Origin of the sequence: Bradyrhizobium sp. HKCCYLRH3059 (assembly GCF_051168035.1) — a bacterium.
In the GTDB taxonomy this organism is placed as follows: Bacteria; Pseudomonadota; Alphaproteobacteria; order Rhizobiales; family Xanthobacteraceae; genus Bradyrhizobium.
In genome coordinates, this window is record NZ_JBNPUF010000002.1 from 1 (window position 1) to 17,646 (window position 17,646).

At 66.3% G+C, this 17,646-nt stretch carries 14 protein-coding genes and 1 pseudogene; 5 read left to right on the top strand and 10 right to left on the bottom strand.

Annotated elements, in window-relative coordinates:
- Nucleotides 1-199: 199 nt before the first annotated feature.
- Nucleotides 200-1,000 carry a hypothetical protein gene (locus tag ACQR13_RS06975; protein WP_434862695.1) on the bottom strand — a complete coding sequence of 267 codons (801 nt, stop codon included), beginning with the start codon at nt 998-1,000 and terminating at the stop codon, nt 200-202.
- A gap of 125 nt (nt 1,001-1,125) precedes the next feature.
- On the opposite strand from ACQR13_RS06975, the gene ACQR13_RS06980 reads away from it, so the two are divergent.
- The 3 genes from ACQR13_RS06980 to ACQR13_RS06990 all read left to right on the top strand — a co-directional run bounded on the left by ACQR13_RS06980 (nt 1,126) and on the right by ACQR13_RS06990 (nt 4,643).
- On the top strand, nt 1,126-1,629 hold the full coding sequence (locus ACQR13_RS06980; RefSeq protein WP_434862696.1) for a YaiI/YqxD family protein: 504 nt from the start codon (nt 1,126-1,128) through the stop codon (nt 1,627-1,629).
- Between the two features lie 4 nt (nt 1,630-1,633).
- Nucleotides 1,634-3,445: an ABC-F family ATP-binding cassette domain-containing protein gene (locus ACQR13_RS06985; RefSeq protein WP_316172000.1), complete on the top strand. Its 1,812-nt coding sequence runs from the start codon at nt 1,634-1,636 to the stop codon at nt 3,443-3,445.
- A 118-nt stretch (nt 3,446-3,563) separates the two neighbouring features.
- Nucleotides 3,564-4,643: a D-TA family PLP-dependent enzyme gene (locus ACQR13_RS06990; protein ID WP_315749772.1), complete on the top strand. Its 1,080-nt coding sequence runs from the start codon at nt 3,564-3,566 to the stop codon at nt 4,641-4,643.
- A 427-nt stretch (nt 4,644-5,070) separates the two neighbouring features.
- Here ACQR13_RS06990 and ACQR13_RS06995 read toward each other — a convergent pair whose 3' ends face one another.
- The 9 genes and pseudogenes from ACQR13_RS06995 to ACQR13_RS07035 form a co-directional block, all read right to left on the bottom strand.
- The gene (locus ACQR13_RS06995; protein ID WP_434862697.1) at nt 5,071-6,315 is read right to left on the bottom strand and encodes an NAD(P)/FAD-dependent oxidoreductase; all 1,245 of its coding nucleotides are present in this window, start codon (nt 6,313-6,315) and stop codon (nt 5,071-5,073) included.
- A gap of 95 nt (nt 6,316-6,410) precedes the next feature.
- A complete protein-coding gene (locus tag ACQR13_RS07000) occupies nt 6,411-7,328 on the bottom strand; it encodes an SDR family NAD(P)-dependent oxidoreductase (protein WP_434862698.1) in 918 nt (305 codons plus the stop codon).
- A gap of 132 nt (nt 7,329-7,460) precedes the next feature.
- Complete coding sequence (locus tag ACQR13_RS07005; protein ID WP_315827400.1) at nt 7,461-7,937, bottom strand: MaoC family dehydratase; 477 nt, start codon at nt 7,935-7,937, stop codon at nt 7,461-7,463.
- Nucleotides 7,938-7,943: 6 nt separating this feature from the next.
- Entirely contained in the window at nt 7,944-9,674 is a 1,731-nt protein-coding gene (locus ACQR13_RS07010) for an AMP-binding protein (protein ID WP_434862699.1), read from the bottom strand.
- Nucleotides 9,674-10,582: pseudogene (gene mmsB, locus ACQR13_RS07015) on the bottom strand (3-hydroxyisobutyrate dehydrogenase); the annotation flags it as partial. The pseudogene mmsB and the gene ACQR13_RS07010, both read right to left, overlap by 1 nt.
- A gap of 10 nt (nt 10,583-10,592) precedes the next feature.
- Nucleotides 10,593-11,669, bottom strand: coding sequence for an enoyl-CoA hydratase/isomerase family protein (locus ACQR13_RS07020; RefSeq protein ID WP_434862700.1), 1,077 nt, complete (start codon nt 11,667-11,669; stop codon nt 10,593-10,595).
- A complete protein-coding gene (locus ACQR13_RS07025; RefSeq protein WP_434862701.1) occupies nt 11,666-12,811 on the bottom strand; it encodes an acyl-CoA dehydrogenase family protein in 1,146 nt (381 codons plus the stop codon). Before ACQR13_RS07025 ends, ACQR13_RS07020 begins: the two co-directional genes overlap by 4 nt.
- Before the next feature lie 184 nt (nt 12,812-12,995).
- On the bottom strand, nt 12,996-14,492 hold the full coding sequence (locus ACQR13_RS07030; protein ID WP_434862702.1) for a CoA-acylating methylmalonate-semialdehyde dehydrogenase: 1,497 nt from the start codon (nt 14,490-14,492) through the stop codon (nt 12,996-12,998).
- A 186-nt stretch (nt 14,493-14,678) separates the two neighbouring features.
- A complete protein-coding gene (locus ACQR13_RS07035) occupies nt 14,679-15,335 on the bottom strand; it encodes a TetR/AcrR family transcriptional regulator (RefSeq protein ID WP_316192704.1) in 657 nt (218 codons plus the stop codon).
- Between the two features lie 154 nt (nt 15,336-15,489).
- Here ACQR13_RS07035 and ACQR13_RS07040 point away from each other — a divergent pair, with 154 nt between their 5' ends.
- Both ACQR13_RS07040 and ACQR13_RS07045 read left to right on the top strand, forming a co-directional pair.
- Entirely contained in the window at nt 15,490-16,260 is a 771-nt protein-coding gene (locus ACQR13_RS07040) for an enoyl-CoA hydratase (protein WP_315714441.1), read from the top strand.
- 138 nt (nt 16,261-16,398) lie between these two features.
- A complete protein-coding gene (locus ACQR13_RS07045; RefSeq protein WP_316192705.1) occupies nt 16,399-17,586 on the top strand; it encodes a thiolase family protein in 1,188 nt (395 codons plus the stop codon).
- Nucleotides 17,587-17,646: the final 60 nt, after the last annotated feature.

Sequence of the window (17,646 nt, forward strand, 5' to 3'; positions counted from 1 at the left end):
GCGATTGATCTGCGCGACCCCAAAACTGTCAACTATGTCCCCGAACAGGTGTAAGCTATGTCTCCGGGCTGAACACTGCGCTCGCAATGACGGGAGTGTGGGGCAAGCAGCGTACCCAGAACTTCGCCGTCATCGTCCGCGCAGGCGGAGCATGACAGCTGTCTTTTGGATGCCGCGTGCCTCTTGCCAAGTCCGTCCGCTAGGCGGCCGCCTGCGCGCGCGGCTGATAGATCGCCACGTGATGGCAATGCGCAAGTGGGCGGTCGCCATTGGCGACCACCAGCGCATCGATCTCGACGAAGCGGTGGCCCTTCTTCTCGTAGTTCGCGACCACCCGGCCACGCGCCGTGATCTCGTCGGCTTCTGCAATCGCCGACAGCAATTGCATTCGGCTGCCGACGTGAATCCAGGGGCCGAGGACGACATTGTCGACCAGCAGCCGGTTCATCACCCTCTGCAACATGCCCGGGTGACCAAACCGCTCGTTTGCATAGATCGGATCGCGCTCGCGAATCTCAGAGAGATAGGCGGTGGCCGCCTGCCCTGGCCACGCGCGTGGCGCCGTGCCGAGCCAGCTGCCGACAGCGAATGACTCCGCACTGACGAGCGGTCGCACCGCCGCGGCTGGAACCTCTCGATATTCGGCCAGAGCGATGTCGGGCGCTGACGCGGGCAGCGACGCGGAACCGGTGGCGCAGATCTCACCTTTACTCGCGACCTCCAGGCTGAGCCCGTCGCCGACCTCCTCCGCCCTGACCTCGGCGATCTCGCCGTCATAGACCGGCTTGGTGAACCGCGCCTCGATCAGCCCGCGCTCCAGGAATGCCCGGCCCCAGTGCGCAACCGGTTGATGCAGCATATAGGCCAGCACCTCGACGCCGGGCACGAGGCCGCCGGCGAAGCCGAACCGGCGCGCCACGCTGTCATCGTGCATCTTGTTCTCGGACTGCTTGGCCGTGTTGAACGCCTCGACCGCATAGGTCGCGATTCGGTCTGCCATCCTTGCCTCCCTTTGACCCTTTTCAGACGATGGTAACGGCCGGAAAGGTCCTGGCAAGGCCAGCGTTTGGCTCGCAATTTGGCTGGCGATGGGGTACCAACCGGCCACCCCCAGCAGAACGCCAGATGACGACCGAAACCGCCGAGTTCGCCCCTGTCACGATCTATGTCGACGCCGACGCCTGTCCGGTGAAGGACGAGATCTATCGCGTCGCGATCCGCCACGGCCTGCCAGTGATCGTGGTCGCGGGCGGCTTCATCCGCGTGCCCGAGGATCCCCTGATCACGCGCGTGGCGGCGGGCAGCGGCATGGATGCCGCGGACGACTGGATCGCAGAGCGCGCCGGCGCCGACGACGTCGTCATCACAGCAGACATTCCGCTGGCGAGCCGCTGCGTCAAGGCCGGCAGCGCCGTGATTGCGCCGAACGGCAAGGCGTTCACCGAGGAGTCGATCGGCATGACACTCGCCGTGCGCAACCTCATGACCGATCTGCGCTCGTCCGGCGAGGTCACCGGCGGGCCGCGCTCGTTCACGCCGCGCGACCGCTCCACCTTCCTCTCCACCCTCGATCAGACCATCCGCCGCATGCAGCGCCAGCGCGCCGCGCGGATGCAGCAGCAAGGCTAGACCCATGGCGCCGCCTCTCATCCAACTCAAGGACATCCGACTGACCTTCGGCGGCACCGCCCTGCTGCAGGGCGTCGAGCTGTCGGTCTCGCCGGGCGAACGCGTCTGCCTGATCGGCCGCAACGGCTCCGGCAAGTCGACGCTGCTCAAGATCGCTGCGGGCCTCGTCGAATGCGACAGCGGCACGCGCTTCGTGCAGCCGGGCGCCACCGTGCGCTACCTGCCGCAGGAGCCGGACTTCTCCGGCCATGCCACCACGCTGTCCTACGTGGAGGCCGGGCTCGGGCCCGGCGACGATCATTATCAGGCGCGCTATCTCGTCGAGCAGCTCGGCCTCACCGGCGAGGAAGATCCGGCGCATGTTTCCGGCGGCGAGGCGCGCCGCGCGGCGTTGGCGCGCGTGCTCGCGCCCAACCCCGACATCCTGCTCCTGGACGAGCCGACCAACCATCTCGACCTGACGACCATCGAATGGCTGGAGAACGAGCTCGACGGCCGAAGCTCGGCGCTGGTGCTGATCAGTCACGATCGCCGTTTCCTCACCAATCTGTCGCGCGCGACCGCCTGGCTCGACCGCGGCCAGATCAGGCAGATCGACCGCGGCTTTGCGGCGTTCGAGGCGTGGCGCGACGAGGTGCTGGCGGAAGAAGAGCGCGAGCAGCACAAGCTCGACCGCAAGATCGTCAACGAAGAGCACTGGCTGCGTTACGGCGTCTCCGGCCGCCGCAAGCGCAACGTCAAGCGGCTCGCCAACCTGCATGCGCTGCGCCAGCAGCGCCGCGACTATCGCGGCACGGCGGGCGCCGCCAACCTCGCCGCGGCCGAGGCCGACAAGTCCGGCAAGCTGGTGATCGAAGCGAAGGGCGCGTCGAAGAGCTTTGGTGATCGCAAGATCGTCGACAACTTCTCCATCCGCATCCAGCGCGGCGACCGCATCGGCATCGTCGGCCCGAACGGCGCCGGCAAGACCACGCTGGTCAACCTGCTCACCGGCGGCAGCGAGCCGGACAGCGGCAGCATCCGGCTCGGCGTCAATCTGGAGACGGCGACGCTCGACCAGCACCGCGAGAGCCTCGATCCCCGGACGACGCTCGCCGAAGCGCTGACCGGCGGCCGCGGCGATCACGTCATGGTGGCCGGCAAGCCGAAGCACGTCGTCGGCTACATGGAGGACTTCCTGTTCTCGCGCGAGCAGATGCGCACGCCGCTCGAAGTGCTCTCCGGCGGCGAGCGCGGCCGGCTGATGCTGGCGCGCGCGCTGGCCAAGCCATCGAACCTGCTGGTGCTGGACGAGCCGACCAACGATCTCGACCTGGAGACACTCGATGTGCTCGAGGACATGCTCGGCGACTACGAGGGCACGGTGATCCTGATCAGCCACGACCGCGACTTCCTCGATCGCGTGGTCACCTCGGTGATCGTCCCCGAGGGCAACGGCAAATGGCAGGAATACGCCGGCGGCTACAGCGACATGCTGGCGCAACGCGGCGCCGACCTGAAGCGCCAGCATGCCAAGGCGGCTGAGGAGAAGAAGGAAACCAAGCACGCGGCCACGGCGCCTGCGAGCGCGCCGAAGCGCAAGCTCTCCTTCAACGAGAAGCACGCGCTGGAGACCTTGCCGAAGACGATCGCCAAGCTGCAAGCCGAGATCGCCAAGCAGCAGGCCGTGCTCGCCGACCCCGCGCTGTATGCGAAAGACCGCAAGAAATTCGACGCCGCCTCCCTCGCGATCGCCACTGCGCAAGCCGAGCTCACCGCCGCCGAGGACCGCTGGCTCGAGCTCGAAGTGCTGCGCGAGGAGATCGAGGGCGCGTAACGTTCATCGAAATCACTTCGTCATTGCGAGCGACGTGAAACAATCCGGGGCTGCAGCCGGACTCTGGACTGCTTCGTCGCTTAGCTCCTCGCAATGACGGCAACATGGAGTAAATGACATGACCACCCCGCTCGCCGCCAGGATCGCCCGGGAGTACGGCACGCCCTGTGCCGTCATCGACATGGACAGGGTCGAGCGCAACATCGCGCGCATTCAGGCCCAGTGCGAGGCCGCGGGCGTCGCCAACCGGCCGCACATCAAGACGCACAAGAGCCCGGTGCTCGCGAAGCTGCAGATCGAGGCGGGCGCGCAAGGCATCACCTGCCAGAAGATCGGCGAGGCTGAGATCATGGCGGGTGCCGGCATCGACAATATCCTGATCAGCTACAACCTGATCGGCGAGGAGAAGATGGCACGCCTCGCCGCGCTGCAAGCCAAGGCCGACATGACGGTCGCCGCCGACAACGCGACCGTGATCGCCGGCCTGCCGCAGGCGGCAAAACAATCCGGCCGCACGCTCTCGGTCGTGGTCGAATGCGACACTGGGCGCAAGCGCGCCGGCGTCGAGACGCCGACGGAAGCGATCCAGCTTGCGCGCCAGATCGCAGCGTCAGACGGCCTGCGCTTCGCCGGCTTCATGCTGTATCCGACCGAGACCGGCTGGGACGAGGCGCAGCGGTTCTATGACGAGGCGCTGGCCGGTGTCCGCGCCGACGGGTTGGATGCGGCCATCGTCTCGACCGGCGGCTCGCCGAACCTGAAGAATCTCGGCAAGCTCAAGGGCGCCACCGAACATCGGCCCGGCACCTACATCTACAACGACCGCATGCAGGTCGCGGCCGGCGTCGCAACCTGGGACGACTGCGCGCTGCACATCTATTCCACCGTCGTCAGCCGCGCCGCGCCCGAGCGTGGCATCCTCGATGCCGGCTCGAAGACGCTGACCACTGACACCGGCGGCCTCGAGGGCCACGGCCTGATCCTGGAGCACCCGGAAGCGAAGATCGCGCGCTTCGCCGAGGAGCACGGCTTCCTCGATCTGTCGCGCAGCAATACCCGCCCCAATGTCGGCGACGTCGTCCGCATCGTCCCCAACCACGTCTGCGTCGTCGTCAACATGATGGACGAGGTCGTCATGGTCCGCGGCGAGGAGATCCTGGGCACGCTGCCGGTCGCCGCCCGCGGCAAGCTGCGATAGGGCGAAACTCTCTCGCAGCGTCATTCCGGGGCAGCCGCACTAGCGGCTGAGCCCGGAATCCATACGCCCGATCGTGGTTATGGATTCCGGGCTCGCCCTCCGGGCGCCCCGGAATGACGACGGTGTTTGTGGCCGCCCGCTCGGCTATTCGCTGCAACTGTTCCGCCAATCTTCCATGGAATCGTAGATGACGGCCTCGGGCCAGCGAGGATCAAGCTCGCGGCGCCGTGTCCACGTCAAATGGACTTGAGCCACGCAGCCTCCCCCGAGCGCTACAAGAACGTCGTCGCAGTCCTCGCGTCGGGCGACGATCCTGAGGGACCGATTAGCCAGCGCATGATTGGGACCTACTTCGCGCGCAAGTTCTTCTTCGAACGCGGCGCGGAGCTGATCGTCCGTCATCCAAGACCAGGGCTCGGGAAGCTGGTCAGACATTGCCTGCCATTTCCCCCGCACGCCACTTCAACACGCCCTTCCCCGCGGCGACCCCGGTCGCAAACGACGCCTGCAGCAGGTAGCCGCCCGTCGGGGCTTCCCAGTCGAGCATTTCGCCGGCGGCGAACACGCCGGGCAGGCGTTTGAGCATGAAGTCGGCGTCGAGTTCGTCACGCGCGATGCCGCCGGCGCTGGAGATCGCGCGCGCCAGTCCGGCGGTGCCCGTCAGCTTGATCGGCACGGCGTTGATCAGTGCAGCGAGACGGTCCGGCAACAGCGATGACAGCGACAGGCCTTGCGCTTTTGCCGCCTCCTGCAGCAGGCCGATCGCGACGGGGGACAGTTGCAGCGCCTTGCGCAGGACATTCGAGAACGACTGCTTGCCGCGGGGCGCTGACAGCCGCTTGACCAGATCGGCGGTCGCAAGATCGGGTCGCAGCGCGACGTCAAGAATGGCCGCGCCTTCCAGAGCGATTGCCTCGCGCAACTCGGCGGACAGCGCATAGACCGCGCCGCCTTCAATGCCGTCGCGCGTGACGATAGCCTCGCCGCGGACGCTGCGATCAGCAAACGACAGCGCGATGCCTTTGAGCGGCTGGCCTTCGAAGCGGCCGCGGAAGATGTCCGACCAGGCGACAGTGAAGCCGCAATTGGCCGGCCGCAGCGGCGCAATCGCGACACCCTTCGCGGCGAGAAGCGATGCCCAGCCCCCGTCGGAGCCGAGCCGCGGCCAGCTGGCGCCGCCGAGCGCGAGCACGGTCGCATCGGCCGTGATCGCGCGCAGTCCTGCCGGTGTCTCGAATATCAGCCGCCCTGCCTCGTCCCAGCCGGTCCAGCGATGCCGCAGCTCGAAGCGCACACCCTGCGTGGCCAGCCGGCGCAGCCACGCGCGCAGCAGCGGCGAGGCCTTCATCGCGGTCGGAAACACGCGGCCCGAGGAGCCGATGAACGTGGGCTCGCCGAGCGCCTCGCACCAGTCGCGCAGCCGCTGCGGCGGGAAAGCGCGGATGGCCGGCTCCAGCCACGCCGCCGCCTCGCGATAGCGCGACAGGAAGGCGGACAGCTCTTCGCTATGGGTGAGGTTGAGGCCGCCGCGCCCTGCCATCAGGAATTTGCGCGCGACCGACGGCATCGCATCGTAGACGGTGACGGCGGCACCGCCCTCAGCCAACACCTCGGCCGCCATCAGCCCGGCCGGCCCGGCTCCGATGACGGCAACTTGCTTGGATAAGGTCATGACTGGAGTTTAGGCCATGGCGTCACCACACAACAGGTCGTCATGCCCGGGCTTGACCCGGCCATGACGGCGGAGGGTGCGATGCGTATGGTGCCTTACAGCTTGAGCCCCAGCCGCGCGGCGGCCTGACCGACGTATTTCTGTGTCTGCTCGAACGCACCCTGCAGCGCCCGCGCCTTCGACATGTCGCTGATCTCGGCAAAATGCGCGGCGATCGCGTCCGGCGTCCACTCCTCCGGCGGCAGGTTGATGCCCTCGCTCTCCAGGATCCTGATGACCGCGAACGAGCCCGCACCCGCGCCCATGATGGTGCGCGTGGGCGCGTCCTCGCTGAGCAGATATTCCACCGCGGGCGTGATCGATTCCGGCTTCATCAGCTGCAGCGCCTGCGGCGGCAGCAGCTCCTCGGTCATGCGGGTCGCAGCCGTCGGCGAGATGATGTTGACGCGGATGTTGGTCTTGCGGCCCTCCTCCGCCAGCACGTTCATCAGGCCGACCATGCCGGTCTTGGCCGCGCCGTAGTTGGCCTGGCCGAAATTACCGAACAGGCCGGAGGATGAGGTCGTCATGACGATGCGGCCGTAGTTGCGCTCGCGCATGCCGTTCCACACCGCCTTGCAGCAGTAGAAGGTGCCGACCAGATGCACGTCGAGCACCTTGGCGAAATCGGCAACCTCCATCTTGCCGAACGACTTGTCGCGCAAGATGCCGGCATTGGCGCACATGATGTCGACGCTGCCCCACTCTTTGGTTGCGCGCTCGACCATCGCGGTGACCTGCTCGAAATTCGAGACGTCGGCACCGTCGGCCATCGCGGTGCCGCCGGCCTTGCGGATCTCCTCGACCACCGTCTCCGCCGCGGTCATCGAGCCGCCGGTGCCGTCGCGCGCGCCGCCGAAATCATTGACCACGACCTTGGCGCCGCGGCTCGCCAGCCCCAGCGCATGCGCGCGCCCCAAACCATTGCCTGCGCCGGTGACGATGGCGACGCGCCCGTCGAATCTGATTGCCATGTGTCGTTCCTATTTGTCGCTCGTCATGCCCGGGCTCGACCCGGGCATCCATCCACCTCGAAAGACTCTCGGACTTGATGGATCGCCGGGTCAAGCCCGGCGATGACGAAGGGTGGGTTGTGACGAGGTGAGTTAGCTGAGATAGATCAGTCCGATCCAGTCGGCGACGAGCGCGGGCTTGTCCTCGCCCTCGATCTCGACCGTGACGTTGGTGCGCGACTGCAGCTCCTTCGGCTTGCGCAGAGTGGCTTCGGCAAGGACGAAGCGGCCGCGCACGCGTTTTCCCGATCTCACCGGCGAGATGAAGCGCAGCTTGTCGAAGCCGTAGTTCACGCCCATCGCCGTACCCTCGATCGCCGGCATGACCTCATAGGACATGACCGACAGCAGCGACATCGTCAGGAAGCCGTGCGCGATCGTGGTGCCGAACGGCGTCGCTTTGGCCTGCTCGGGGTCGACGTGAATGAACTGATGATCCTCGATCACATCGGCATAGGTATCGATGCGCTTCTGATCGAGCACGTGCCATGACGACACGCCGATCTCCTGGCCGACCATGGCCTGATAGGCTTCGAGCGAAATCGGCGGCTTCTTCCAGATCTTGTTCATGCGTTCCTACACCTCGTGCCCGGATGGCCTCGTTTTCAACTCCGGGAAATCCTCTTCCTTGAATTCCGTGCCGCGCAGATGGTCCGTGCGGTTGTCCTCGTGCTCCAGCCTGCGCAGCTGCACCCGGCGGATTTTTCCGGAGATCGTTTTCGGCAGCTCGCTCACGAGCTCGAGCCGGCGGATGCGCTTGAATGGCGCCAGGCGCGCCTGCAGATGGGTGAAGATCGACAGCGCCGTGGCGCGCGAGCGCTCCGCGCCCGCCGTCAGCAACACATAGGCTTTCGGTATAGCAAGACGGATGGGATCCGGAGACGGCACAACGGCAGCCTCGGCGACGGCCTCATGCTCCAGCAGCACGCTTTCCAGCTCGAACGGCGAGATGCGGTAGTCGGACGATTTGAACACGTCGTCGGAGCGGCCGACGAAGGTGAGATAGCCGTCATCGTCCTGGAACACGACGTCGCCGGTACGGTAGCGCATGCCATCGGCGCCGGACAGCTGACCGTCGTCGCCCTGATAGCCCTGCATCAGGCCGGCCGGACGCTCGCCGGTGAGCGCCAGCGTGATCTCGCCTTCGCCGGAGAGATTGCCGTCGATGTCGGCGACCTCGACGCGATAGCCCGGCAGCGGCCGCCCCATCGAGCCGATCTTCAGTTTCTGGCCCGGCGAGTTGCCAACGATCGCCGCGGTTTCGGTCTGGCCATAGCCGTCGCGAATCGTCAGCCCCCAGGCGGCACGCACCTGATCGATCACCTCCGGATTGAGCGGTTCGCCGGCGCCGCAGGCCTCGCGCAGCGAGACCTTGAAGTCGGCGAGATGCTCTTGGATGAACAGCCGCCACACCGTGGGTGGCGCGCACAGCGTCGTGACGCCGCAGCGCTTGATGATCGCGAGCAGCCCCTTGGCGTCGAAGCGCGGCTGATTGACCACGAATACCGTGGCGCCGGCATTCCAGGGCGAGAAGAAGCAGCTCCAGGCATGCTTGGCCCAGCCCGGCGAGGAGATGTTGAGGTGCACGTCGCCCGGCTGCAGGCCGAGCCAGTACATGGTCGAGAGATGGCCGACCGGATAACTGCGATGGCTGTGCCGCACCAGCTTCGGCTTGGCCGTGGTGCCGGAGGTGAAATACAGCAGCATCGGATCATCCGGCTGCGTCGGCCCATCCGGCGTGAACGCCTCGGCCGCGTCGGCCGCCTGCTCGAACGGCAGCCAGCCGGCAGGTGCCGCCGGCGCGCCGACGACGATGCGGACGAGATCATCGACGCCCAGATCGGCGAACTTCGCAACCTGATCCTGCGCCGCGACCACGGCCTTTGCGCGGCCGCGCTCCAGACGATCGCGCAACTCGTCGGTGGTCAGCAGCGTCGTCGCGGGGATCACGACGACGCCGAGCTTCATCGCCGCCAACATCGTCTCCCACAGCGGCACGACGTTGCCGAGCAGCAGCAGCAGATGGTCGCCGCGCTTCAAGCCCTGCGCGCGCAGGAAATTCGCGACCTGGTTGGAGCGGCGCGACAACGCCGCAAACGACAGCTTGGTCTGGCGGTCCTGCGCGGCGTCGAAGATCCAAAGCGCGGTGCGGTCGCGGCTCTCCGGATCGGACGCGAGTTCGGCATCGAACCAGTCGAGCGCCCAGTTGAACGGGACGGCATCGGGCCAGCGGAAACCCTTCACGGCCGCATCGTAGTCGGTACGATGCGCCAGCAGAAACGCGCGTGCGTCCTTGAATGTCGTCATCAGGTGGTCCCGGCGAGCTTGCGAACGTGCTGAATGATCCCGGAAAAATCGACGCCGCCATGGCCGCCGGCCTCGAACGCCTTGTAGATCTCCTGCGCGTGCTGGCCAAGCGGGGTCGCCGCGCCGGCGGCCTTGGCGGCGTCCTGCGACAGCGTGAGGTCCTTCAGCATCAGCGCGGTCGCAAAGCCGGGCTTGTAGTCGTTGTTGGCGGGCGAAGCCGGCACTGGGCCCGGCACCGGGCAATAGGATGTCAGCGACCAGCACTGCCCCGACGAGGTCGAGGCGACGTCGAACAGCGCCTGATGCGACAGGCCGAGCTTTTCACCCAGCGCAAACGCCTCGCTGACCGCGATCATCGAAATGCCGAGGATCATGTTGTTGCAGATCTTGGCCGCCTGCCCCGCGCCGGCGCCGCCGCAATGGACGATCTTCTTGCCCATCTTCTCAAGGATCGGCTTGGCCGCAGCGAACGCGCTCTCCTCGCCGCCGCACATGAAGGTAAGCGTTGCGGCCTTGGCGCCGCCGGTGCCCCCGGACACCGGCGCGTCCACGGCGGCGATGCCGTGCCTTGTGGCCAGCGCATGCGCGGCGCGCGCGCTCTCGACGTCGATGGTCGAGGAATCGATGATCAGCGCGCCCTTGGACATCGCCGGCACGACCTCGTTCCAGACCGCCTGCACATGCTTGCCGGCCGGCAGCATGGTGACGACGGCATCGGCGCTTTTGGCCGCGGCGACGGCGCTGTCGGCGATTTCGGCGCCATCGGCCTTGGCCTGGGCGCGCGAGGTCTCGACCAGATCGAACGCGACCACCTTGTGGCCGGCCTTGACCAGGTTGGCGGCCATTGGTCCACCCATGTTGCCGAGGCCGATGAATGCGATCGTTGCCATGGTTCGTTCTCTCCCCTCGACCTGATTGTTATCTGCTCTGCGGAAAGGTCAGCTCGTCGGCGCCAATCTCGGCAAGATATGGCGCCAGCATGTCCGGTGTCACCTGATCGACATCAGGCGGCGACCATCTGGGATTGCGGTCCTTGTCGATGATCGCCGCACGCACGCCCTCGCGGAAATCGTCGCTGCGGAACACTTCGAGCGCCGCACGATACTCGCGCACCAGGCATTCCTCCAGGGACGCCGCACCGCGTGCCAATCGCAGCAGCTCGAGCGTCACGACCATGCCGCGCGGCGACTTCTCCTGCAGCGTCTTCAGCGTCGCCAACGCGAGCTCCGAGCCGTCCGCTTTCAAGGCGGCAAAGATGTCGTGCATGCTGTCATGGGCGAACCAGGCGTCGATCTTGGCCTGCTGCGCCGCCACCGGGCCGGACGTCTCCGACGTCGCGAAGCCTGCGATCAGCCGGTCGATCTCGATCGACAGCGTCCCCGGCCTGACTTTGGTCAGGACCTCGCGCAGCGCCGGCCATTTCTCGGTCGGCACCACGGCATCGGCAAAGCGCGCATGGATCGCATCGGGCCCGTTCATGGTCTGCCCCGTCAGGCCGAAATAGGCGCCGAGTTCGCCGGGCGCGCGCGACAAGAGCCAGGTGCCGCCGACGTCGGGAAAGAAGCCGAGCCCGACTTCGGGCATTGCGAGCTTGGTCTTCTCGGTCACGATGCGGTGGCGGCCATGCGCCGACAGCCCGACGCCGCCGCCCATCACCAGCCCGTCCATATAGGCGACATAGGGTTTTGGAAACGCCGCGATGCGCGCGTTCATGATGTATTCCTGGCGCCAGAACACCTTGCCGAGATCGCCATTCGTCTTCGAGCTCTCATAGAGCCCGCGGATATCGCCGCCCGCACAAAGTCCACGCTCGCCCGCACCTTCGAGCACGACAATTGCGACGGCCGGATCGCCCTCGAACCGATCCAGCGCGGCGTCGATGCCCATCGACATCTCCAGCGTCATCGCGTTGATCGCCTTCGGCCGGTTCAGCCGGATGATGCCGGCCGAGCCTTCGCGGCGGACGATCAGGTCGCCTTCGATAGCCTCGATCATCGCGCCGCCTCGATCAGCTTGCGCGACACGATCAGGCGCATGATCTCGTTGGTGCCTTCGAGGATCTGGTGCACGCGCAGGTCACGCACGATCTTCTCGATGCCGTATTCGCTCAAATAGCCGTAGCCGCCATGCAGCTGCAGCGCCTGGTTGGCGACCTCGAAGCCGACATCGGTCCCGAAGCGCTTGGCCATAGCGCACAGCATGGTCGCGTCAGCATCCTTGCGGTCGAGCGCAGCCGCCGCGCGCCAGACGAAGGTGCGTGCCGCCTCCAGCTCGATCGCCATGTCGGCGATGCGAAACTGCAGCGCCTGGAATTCGTCGAGCCGCTTGCCGAACGCCTTGCGCTCTTTCGTATAGGCCAGCGTCTTGTCGAGCGCGGCCTGCGCGCCGCCGAGCGAGCACGCGGCAATGTTGAGGCGGCCGCCGTCGAGCCCGGCCATGGCGATCTTGAAGCCGATGCCCTCCTCGCCGAGCCGGTTGGCCACCGGAACGCGCGCATTCTCGAAGATCACCGCGCGCGTCGGCTGCGCGTTCCAGCCCATCTTGCGCTCATTGGCGCCGAACGACACGCCGGGGGTATTGGCATCGATCACCAGGGTCGAGATGCCGCCGGGACCGTCGGCTCCCGTGCGAACCATCGCAACGAGGATATCCGTGGCGCCCGCGCCGGAGATGAACTGCTTCTGGCCGTTGAGCACGTAGTCGTCGCCCTCGCGCGCCGCGCGCGTGCGCAGCGCCGCCGCATCGGAGCCCGCGCCCGGCTCGGTGAGGCAATAGCTCGCGATCAGGTCCATGGCGCAGAGCTTCGGCAGGTAAGCCTGGCGTTGGGCCTCGGTACCGAAGGTGTCGATCATCCACGAGGCCATGTTGTGGATCGAGATGAAGGCCGACACCGTGGGGCAGCCCGTCGCCAGCGCCTCGAAGATCAGCGTCGCATCGAGCCGGCTGAGACCCGAGCCGCCGACATCGTCGCGGATGTAGATGCCGCCCATGCCGAGGCTTGCGGCCTCCCGCATCACATCGACGGGAAAATGCTTCTCCTCGTCCCAGCGCAGCGCATGCGGCGCGATCTTCTCCGCCGCGAAGGCGCGCGCCATGTCGCGCACCGCGATCTGATCCTCGTCGAGAGCGAACTGCATCCGTTCTCCGCGTTTCCTGGTCTTGTTTGTTGGCCGTGGCGCCTCTTGACACTCCGTCATTGCGAGCGAAGCGAAGCAATCCAGAGTCTTTCCGCGGAGGCAGCCTGGGTTGCTTCGCCGCTTCGCTCCTCGCAATGACGGAGTGGGAGCCCTAGCGGGCTCCCACTGTTGTCAGTTCATCTCATCACTTCATCAACGGGATCGAGAATTCCGCGCCTTCCTTGACGCCGGACGGCCAGCGCGAGGTGACCGTCTTGGTCTTGGTGTAGAAGCGGATCGAATCCGGGCCGTGCTGGTTGAGATCGCCGAAGCCGGACTTCTTCCAGCCGCCGAAGGTGTAGTAGGCGATCGGCACCGGGATCGGCACGTTGATGCCGACCATGCCGACATTGACCTTGGCCGCGAAGTCGCGCGCGGCGTCGCCGTCGCGGGTGAAGATCGCGACACCGTTGCCGTAATCATGCTCCGACGGCAGCGCCAGCGCCTCGGCATAGTCCTTGGCACGAACGACCGACAGCACCGGCCCGAAGATCTCCTCCTTGTAGATCCGCATGTCCCTGGTGACGTTGTCGAACAGACAGCCTCCCATGTAGAAGCCGTTCTCATAGCCCTGCATCTTGAAGCCGCGACCGTCGACGGCGAGCGTCGCCCCCTCCTTGATGCCGATGTCGACGTAGTTCTTCACGCGCTCGACCGCCTCGCGGGTGACCAGCGGGCCGAAATCGGCCGATGGGTCGACTGACGTGCCGATCTTGAGGCTTTCCACGCGCGGGATCAGCTTCTCCATCAGCCGGTCGGCCGTGGTCTTGCCGACGGGCACCGCAACCGACACCGCCATGCAGCGCTCGCCGGCCGAGCCGTAGCCGGCGCCGATCAGCGCATCGACGGCCTGGTCGAGATCGGCGTCGGGCATCACGATGGCGTGGTTCTTGGCGCCGCCGAAACACTGGCAGCGCTTGCCGTGGGCGGCGGCGCGCTCATAAATGTACTGCGCGATCGGCGACGAGCCGACGAAGCCGATCGCCATGATGTCCGGATCCTCGAGGATGGCGTCGACCGCCTCCTTGTCGCCGTTGACGACGTTGAGGATGCCCGGCGGCAGACCGGCCTCGATCATCAGCTCGGCGAGCTTCATCGGCACGCCCGGATCGCGCTCCGACGGCTTCAGGATGAAGGCATTGCCGCAGGCGATGGCGGGAGCGAACTTCCACATCGGAATCATCGCCGGGAAATTGAACGGCGTGATGCCGGCAACGACACCGAGCGGCTGGCGCATCGAATAGATGTCGATGCCCGGACCGGCACCTTCGGTGTACTCGCCCTTCATCAAATGCGGAATGCCGCAGGCGAACTCAACCACCTCGAGGCCGCGCTGGATGTCGCCCCTGGCATCTGGAACGGTCTTGCCGTGCTCGCGGGCCAGCAGCTCGGCGAGCTGGTCGTAATCGCGCTGCGCGAGCTCCAGAAACTTCATCATGACGCGCGCGCGGCGCTGCGGATTGGTGGCGGCCCAGGCCGGCTGCGCCGCCTTGGCGTTCTCGACCGCGGCCCGGAGCTCGGCGCGGGACGCCAGCGCGACCTTGGCCTGAACGTCGCCGGTCATGGGCTCGAAGACATCGGCCGTCCGTCCAGACGTGCCCTTGACCTCTTTGCCGCCAATAAAATGACCGATCGAACGCATGGGGTATCCTCCGCAGGGGTAAGCAGTGCCGAATTGGCCGGCATCTTGCAGTCTTTGCGACGTTTGGGAAGGGTCTAAGCGCTGATCGGCGCTGCGAAAATGCCGCCCCTTCGCTCGGTCGGCACGATCACTGCAGACCCCGCGGCGTGCAGCGTGCCGCGTCCCGCATCCGAGCCGCGCGACGGATTAGCGCTTCGCGGCTACCGCCTTCTTCACGGGCCTTTTTGCGGGTGCCCGCACAGGTGCCCTGCCCGCCGGCCCACCTCCGCTGGCGACGGCCAGCGCCACCTCGCGCCCGGAGTTCAGGATATCGTCTGACAATTCGCCGCTGCCCATGAGTCGCGCCATCACGAGCGTCCCCGCCAGAGTCGCGAGCATCGCCGAAGCCCGCTTTCGCGCAGTCTTGGCCGGTACGTCGACGATGTACTCGGCGAACAGGTCGATCAACTCTTCCAGCTTCGCAGCAAAGGCCTTGCGGGTCTTGGCGCTCTCGCGGGCGATTTCCGCTCCGAGCGCAGGAACCGCGCAGCCGTGACCGACATCGTCGCGATGGCCGGCGGACAGATAGCCGTCGACGATGGCCGAGAGCCGCTTCTGCGGCGGCAACTGGTCCAGCAGCTTGCGCCAATGCTCCATCGAACGATCGATCGCATAACCGAACGCCTCCACGACCAACGCCTCGCGCGAATCGAAATGCGCGTAGAAGCCGCCGTGAGTCAGTCCGGCCTCCTTCATCAGGTCTGCAACCCCGACACCATGAGCGCCACGCTCGCGCAGCCGCACCGATGCCTTGCGCACGATCCGCGCGTGGGTTTCCGCCTTGTGTTCCGGAGAGTAACGCATTGCCGTCCCATTGAATGTCTGCGGTCATACTATAACAGCTCTGCGTCCTGCTCGCTGCAGCTATTTGATGAATTCGAGTTGATCTAAATCAACTTCGCTGGCCTGATTTATTCCCGGCACACCCCTGTTGCCCAGGAACCCGACGAGGACGACCATGGACATGCTCAATTCCCACTGCGGCGTGAGTCGTGACGGCCAAGGCGTCGTCCGGCTGACGATCTGCAATGCAGGCGCGCTCAACATTCTCGGTTCGGCGGCGATTCTCGACGTGGAAGCCGGGCTGCGATCGCTCGCCTCCGACGCCGCCATTCGCGTTCTCGTTTTGGCCGGCGAAAGCGGGAAGAGCATGATCGGCGGCGCCGACATCAAGGAGATGGCAACGCTGGACCAGGCTTCAGCGGAAACCTTCATCTCGCGACTTGCCGGGCTCTGCGAAGCGGTGCGACATTTTCCTGCCCCCGTGATTGCGCGGATGCCGGGGTGGTGTCTGGGTGGCGGATTGGAGGTCGCAGCGGCCTGCGATATCCGTGTCGCGGGACACGACGCCAAGTTCGGCATGCCCGAGGTGCGTGTCGGCATTCCCTCGGTCATTCATGCCGCGCTGCTGCCACGTCTCATCGGCTGGGGCCGCACGCGCTGGCTGCTGATGACCGCCGAGACGATCGACGCGCCGACCGCTCTCGCCTGGGGCCTCGTCGATGCCGTCGCCGCCGAGGGAGAACTCGACATCGCGGTCGAGAAGGCCGTGGCATCCCTGCTCGCCTGCGGTCCCGAAGCGCTGCGGACGCAGAAGGCTCTGCTGCGGCAATGGGAGGAGCTGCCGCTGAAGGAGTCCATCGAGATATCGATCGGCGCCTTCGGACGGTCGTTCCTCACCGACGAGCCGAAACGGCTGATGCAACATTTCATCGACCGCAAGCGATAGCAAGTTTCTCCAAGTCTCGCCTCGCAGATCCCGGCAGCCTCGCGCCAGCTTCACGACGGTTCAGCAGGGACCGTCGGGGTTTCCTCTTGCGAGAGATTATTATATGATGATTATCATATTTCATCAGAAAGCCTTGTCATGGCCTCGTCCGATTCCGTCGTGATCCTGTCCGCCGCCCGCACGCCGTTGGGCCGTTTCATGGGCGAATTGTCGCCGCTGAGTGCGAACAAGCTCGGCGCGCACGTGATCGGATCCGCGCTCGAACGCGCCACCGTTTCGCCCGATGCGGTCCAGGGGGTGTTCATGGGCAACGTGCTGTCGGCCGGCCAGGGCCAGGCTCCGGCACGGCAGGCCGCGCGCGGTTCCGGCCTGCCGGACGCCACCGGCGCCACCACCATCAACAAGGTCTGCGGCTCCGGAATGAAGGCCACGATGCTGGCGCACGACATCATTCGGGCGGGCTCCGCCGAGATCGTCGTGTCGGGCGGCATGGAGAGCATGAGCAATGCGCCATATCTGCTGACCAAGGCGCGCGGCGGCTATCGTGCTGGCCACGATCGGATCCTCGATCACATGATGCTGGATGGCCTGGAGGACGCTTATGAGACCGGACGCTCGATGGGCGATTTCGGCGAGGCCACGGCCGAGGCCTATCAGTTCACCCGCGCCGACCAGGATGCCTACGCCATCGAGACGCTGACGCGTGCGCGCAAGGCGGTCGAAGGCGGGGCGTTCAAGGCCGAGATCGCCCCGATCACGATCGTCGAGAAATCCGGCCCGCGCCTGGTCGCCAACGACGAGCATCCGCTCAAGGTCGATCCGGTGAAGATCCCGGCGCTGAAGCCGGCGTTCCGCAAGGACGGCACGATCACGCCCGCAGCGTCCTCCGCGAACGCGGATGGTGCCGCGGCGCTCGTGCTCGCCGCGCGGTCGCGTGCCGATTGCGACGGGCTGCCTGTCATCGCGGAGATCAAGGGCCACGCCACCCACAGCCAGGAGCCGCAATGGTTCACGACGGCGCCGATTCCGGCGATCAGGAAACTGCTCGACAAGGTCGGCTGGCGCGTCGAGGATGTCGACCTGTTCGAGATCAACGAGGCCTTCGCCGTCGTTGCCATGGCCGCGCAGCGCGACCTTGGCATCCCGCGTGACCGGCTGAACGTCAACGGCGGCGCCTGTGCGCTCGGCCACCCGATCGGCGCCACCGGCGCGCGGCTGATCGTGACGCTGCTGCATGCGATGGACGCGCGCGGGCTGAAGCGCGGCGTGGCCGCACTGTGCATCGGCGGCGGCGAGGCGACTGCGATCGCCGTGGAGCGACCCTGATGTCCTGAAACGAGGGAACTTAGCCATTTATGTCATTTGGGCGCCCTGGCAGAATGGGCG

Excerpts from the sequence above, each read along its gene's own strand:
- ACQR13_RS07000 (WP_434862698.1), bottom strand. The coding sequence starts at position 7,328 with ATGGCAATCAGATTCGACGGGCGCGTCGCCATCGTCACCGGCGCAGGC.
- ACQR13_RS07010 (WP_434862699.1), bottom strand. The coding sequence starts at position 9,674 with ATGACGACATTCAAGGACGCACGCGCGTTTCTGCTGGCGCATCGTACC.
- ACQR13_RS07045 (WP_316192705.1), top strand. The coding sequence starts at position 16,399 with ATGGCCTCGTCCGATTCCGTCGTGATCCTGTCCGCCGCCCGCACGCCG.
- ACQR13_RS06975 (WP_434862695.1), bottom strand. The coding sequence starts at position 1,000 with ATGGCAGACCGAATCGCGACCTATGCGGTCGAGGCGTTCAACACGGCC.
- ACQR13_RS07035 (WP_316192704.1), bottom strand. The coding sequence starts at position 15,335 with ATGCGTTACTCTCCGGAACACAAGGCGGAAACCCACGCGCGGATCGTG.
- ACQR13_RS07030 (WP_434862702.1), bottom strand. The coding sequence starts at position 14,492 with ATGCGTTCGATCGGTCATTTTATTGGCGGCAAAGAGGTCAAGGGCACG.
- ACQR13_RS06980 (WP_434862696.1), top strand. The coding sequence starts at position 1,126 with ATGACGACCGAAACCGCCGAGTTCGCCCCTGTCACGATCTATGTCGAC.
- ACQR13_RS07025 (WP_434862701.1), bottom strand. The coding sequence starts at position 12,811 with ATGCAGTTCGCTCTCGACGAGGATCAGATCGCGGTGCGCGACATGGCG.
- ACQR13_RS07005 (WP_315827400.1), bottom strand. The coding sequence starts at position 7,937 with ATGAACAAGATCTGGAAGAAGCCGCCGATTTCGCTCGAAGCCTATCAG.
- ACQR13_RS06985 (WP_316172000.1), top strand. The coding sequence starts at position 1,634 with ATGGCGCCGCCTCTCATCCAACTCAAGGACATCCGACTGACCTTCGGC.
- ACQR13_RS06995 (WP_434862697.1), bottom strand. The coding sequence starts at position 6,315 with ATGACCTTATCCAAGCAAGTTGCCGTCATCGGAGCCGGGCCGGCCGGG.
- ACQR13_RS07020 (WP_434862700.1), bottom strand. The coding sequence starts at position 11,669 with ATGATCGAGGCTATCGAAGGCGACCTGATCGTCCGCCGCGAAGGCTCG.
- ACQR13_RS07040 (WP_315714441.1), top strand. The coding sequence starts at position 15,490 with ATGGACATGCTCAATTCCCACTGCGGCGTGAGTCGTGACGGCCAAGGC.
- ACQR13_RS06990 (WP_315749772.1), top strand. The coding sequence starts at position 3,564 with ATGACCACCCCGCTCGCCGCCAGGATCGCCCGGGAGTACGGCACGCCC.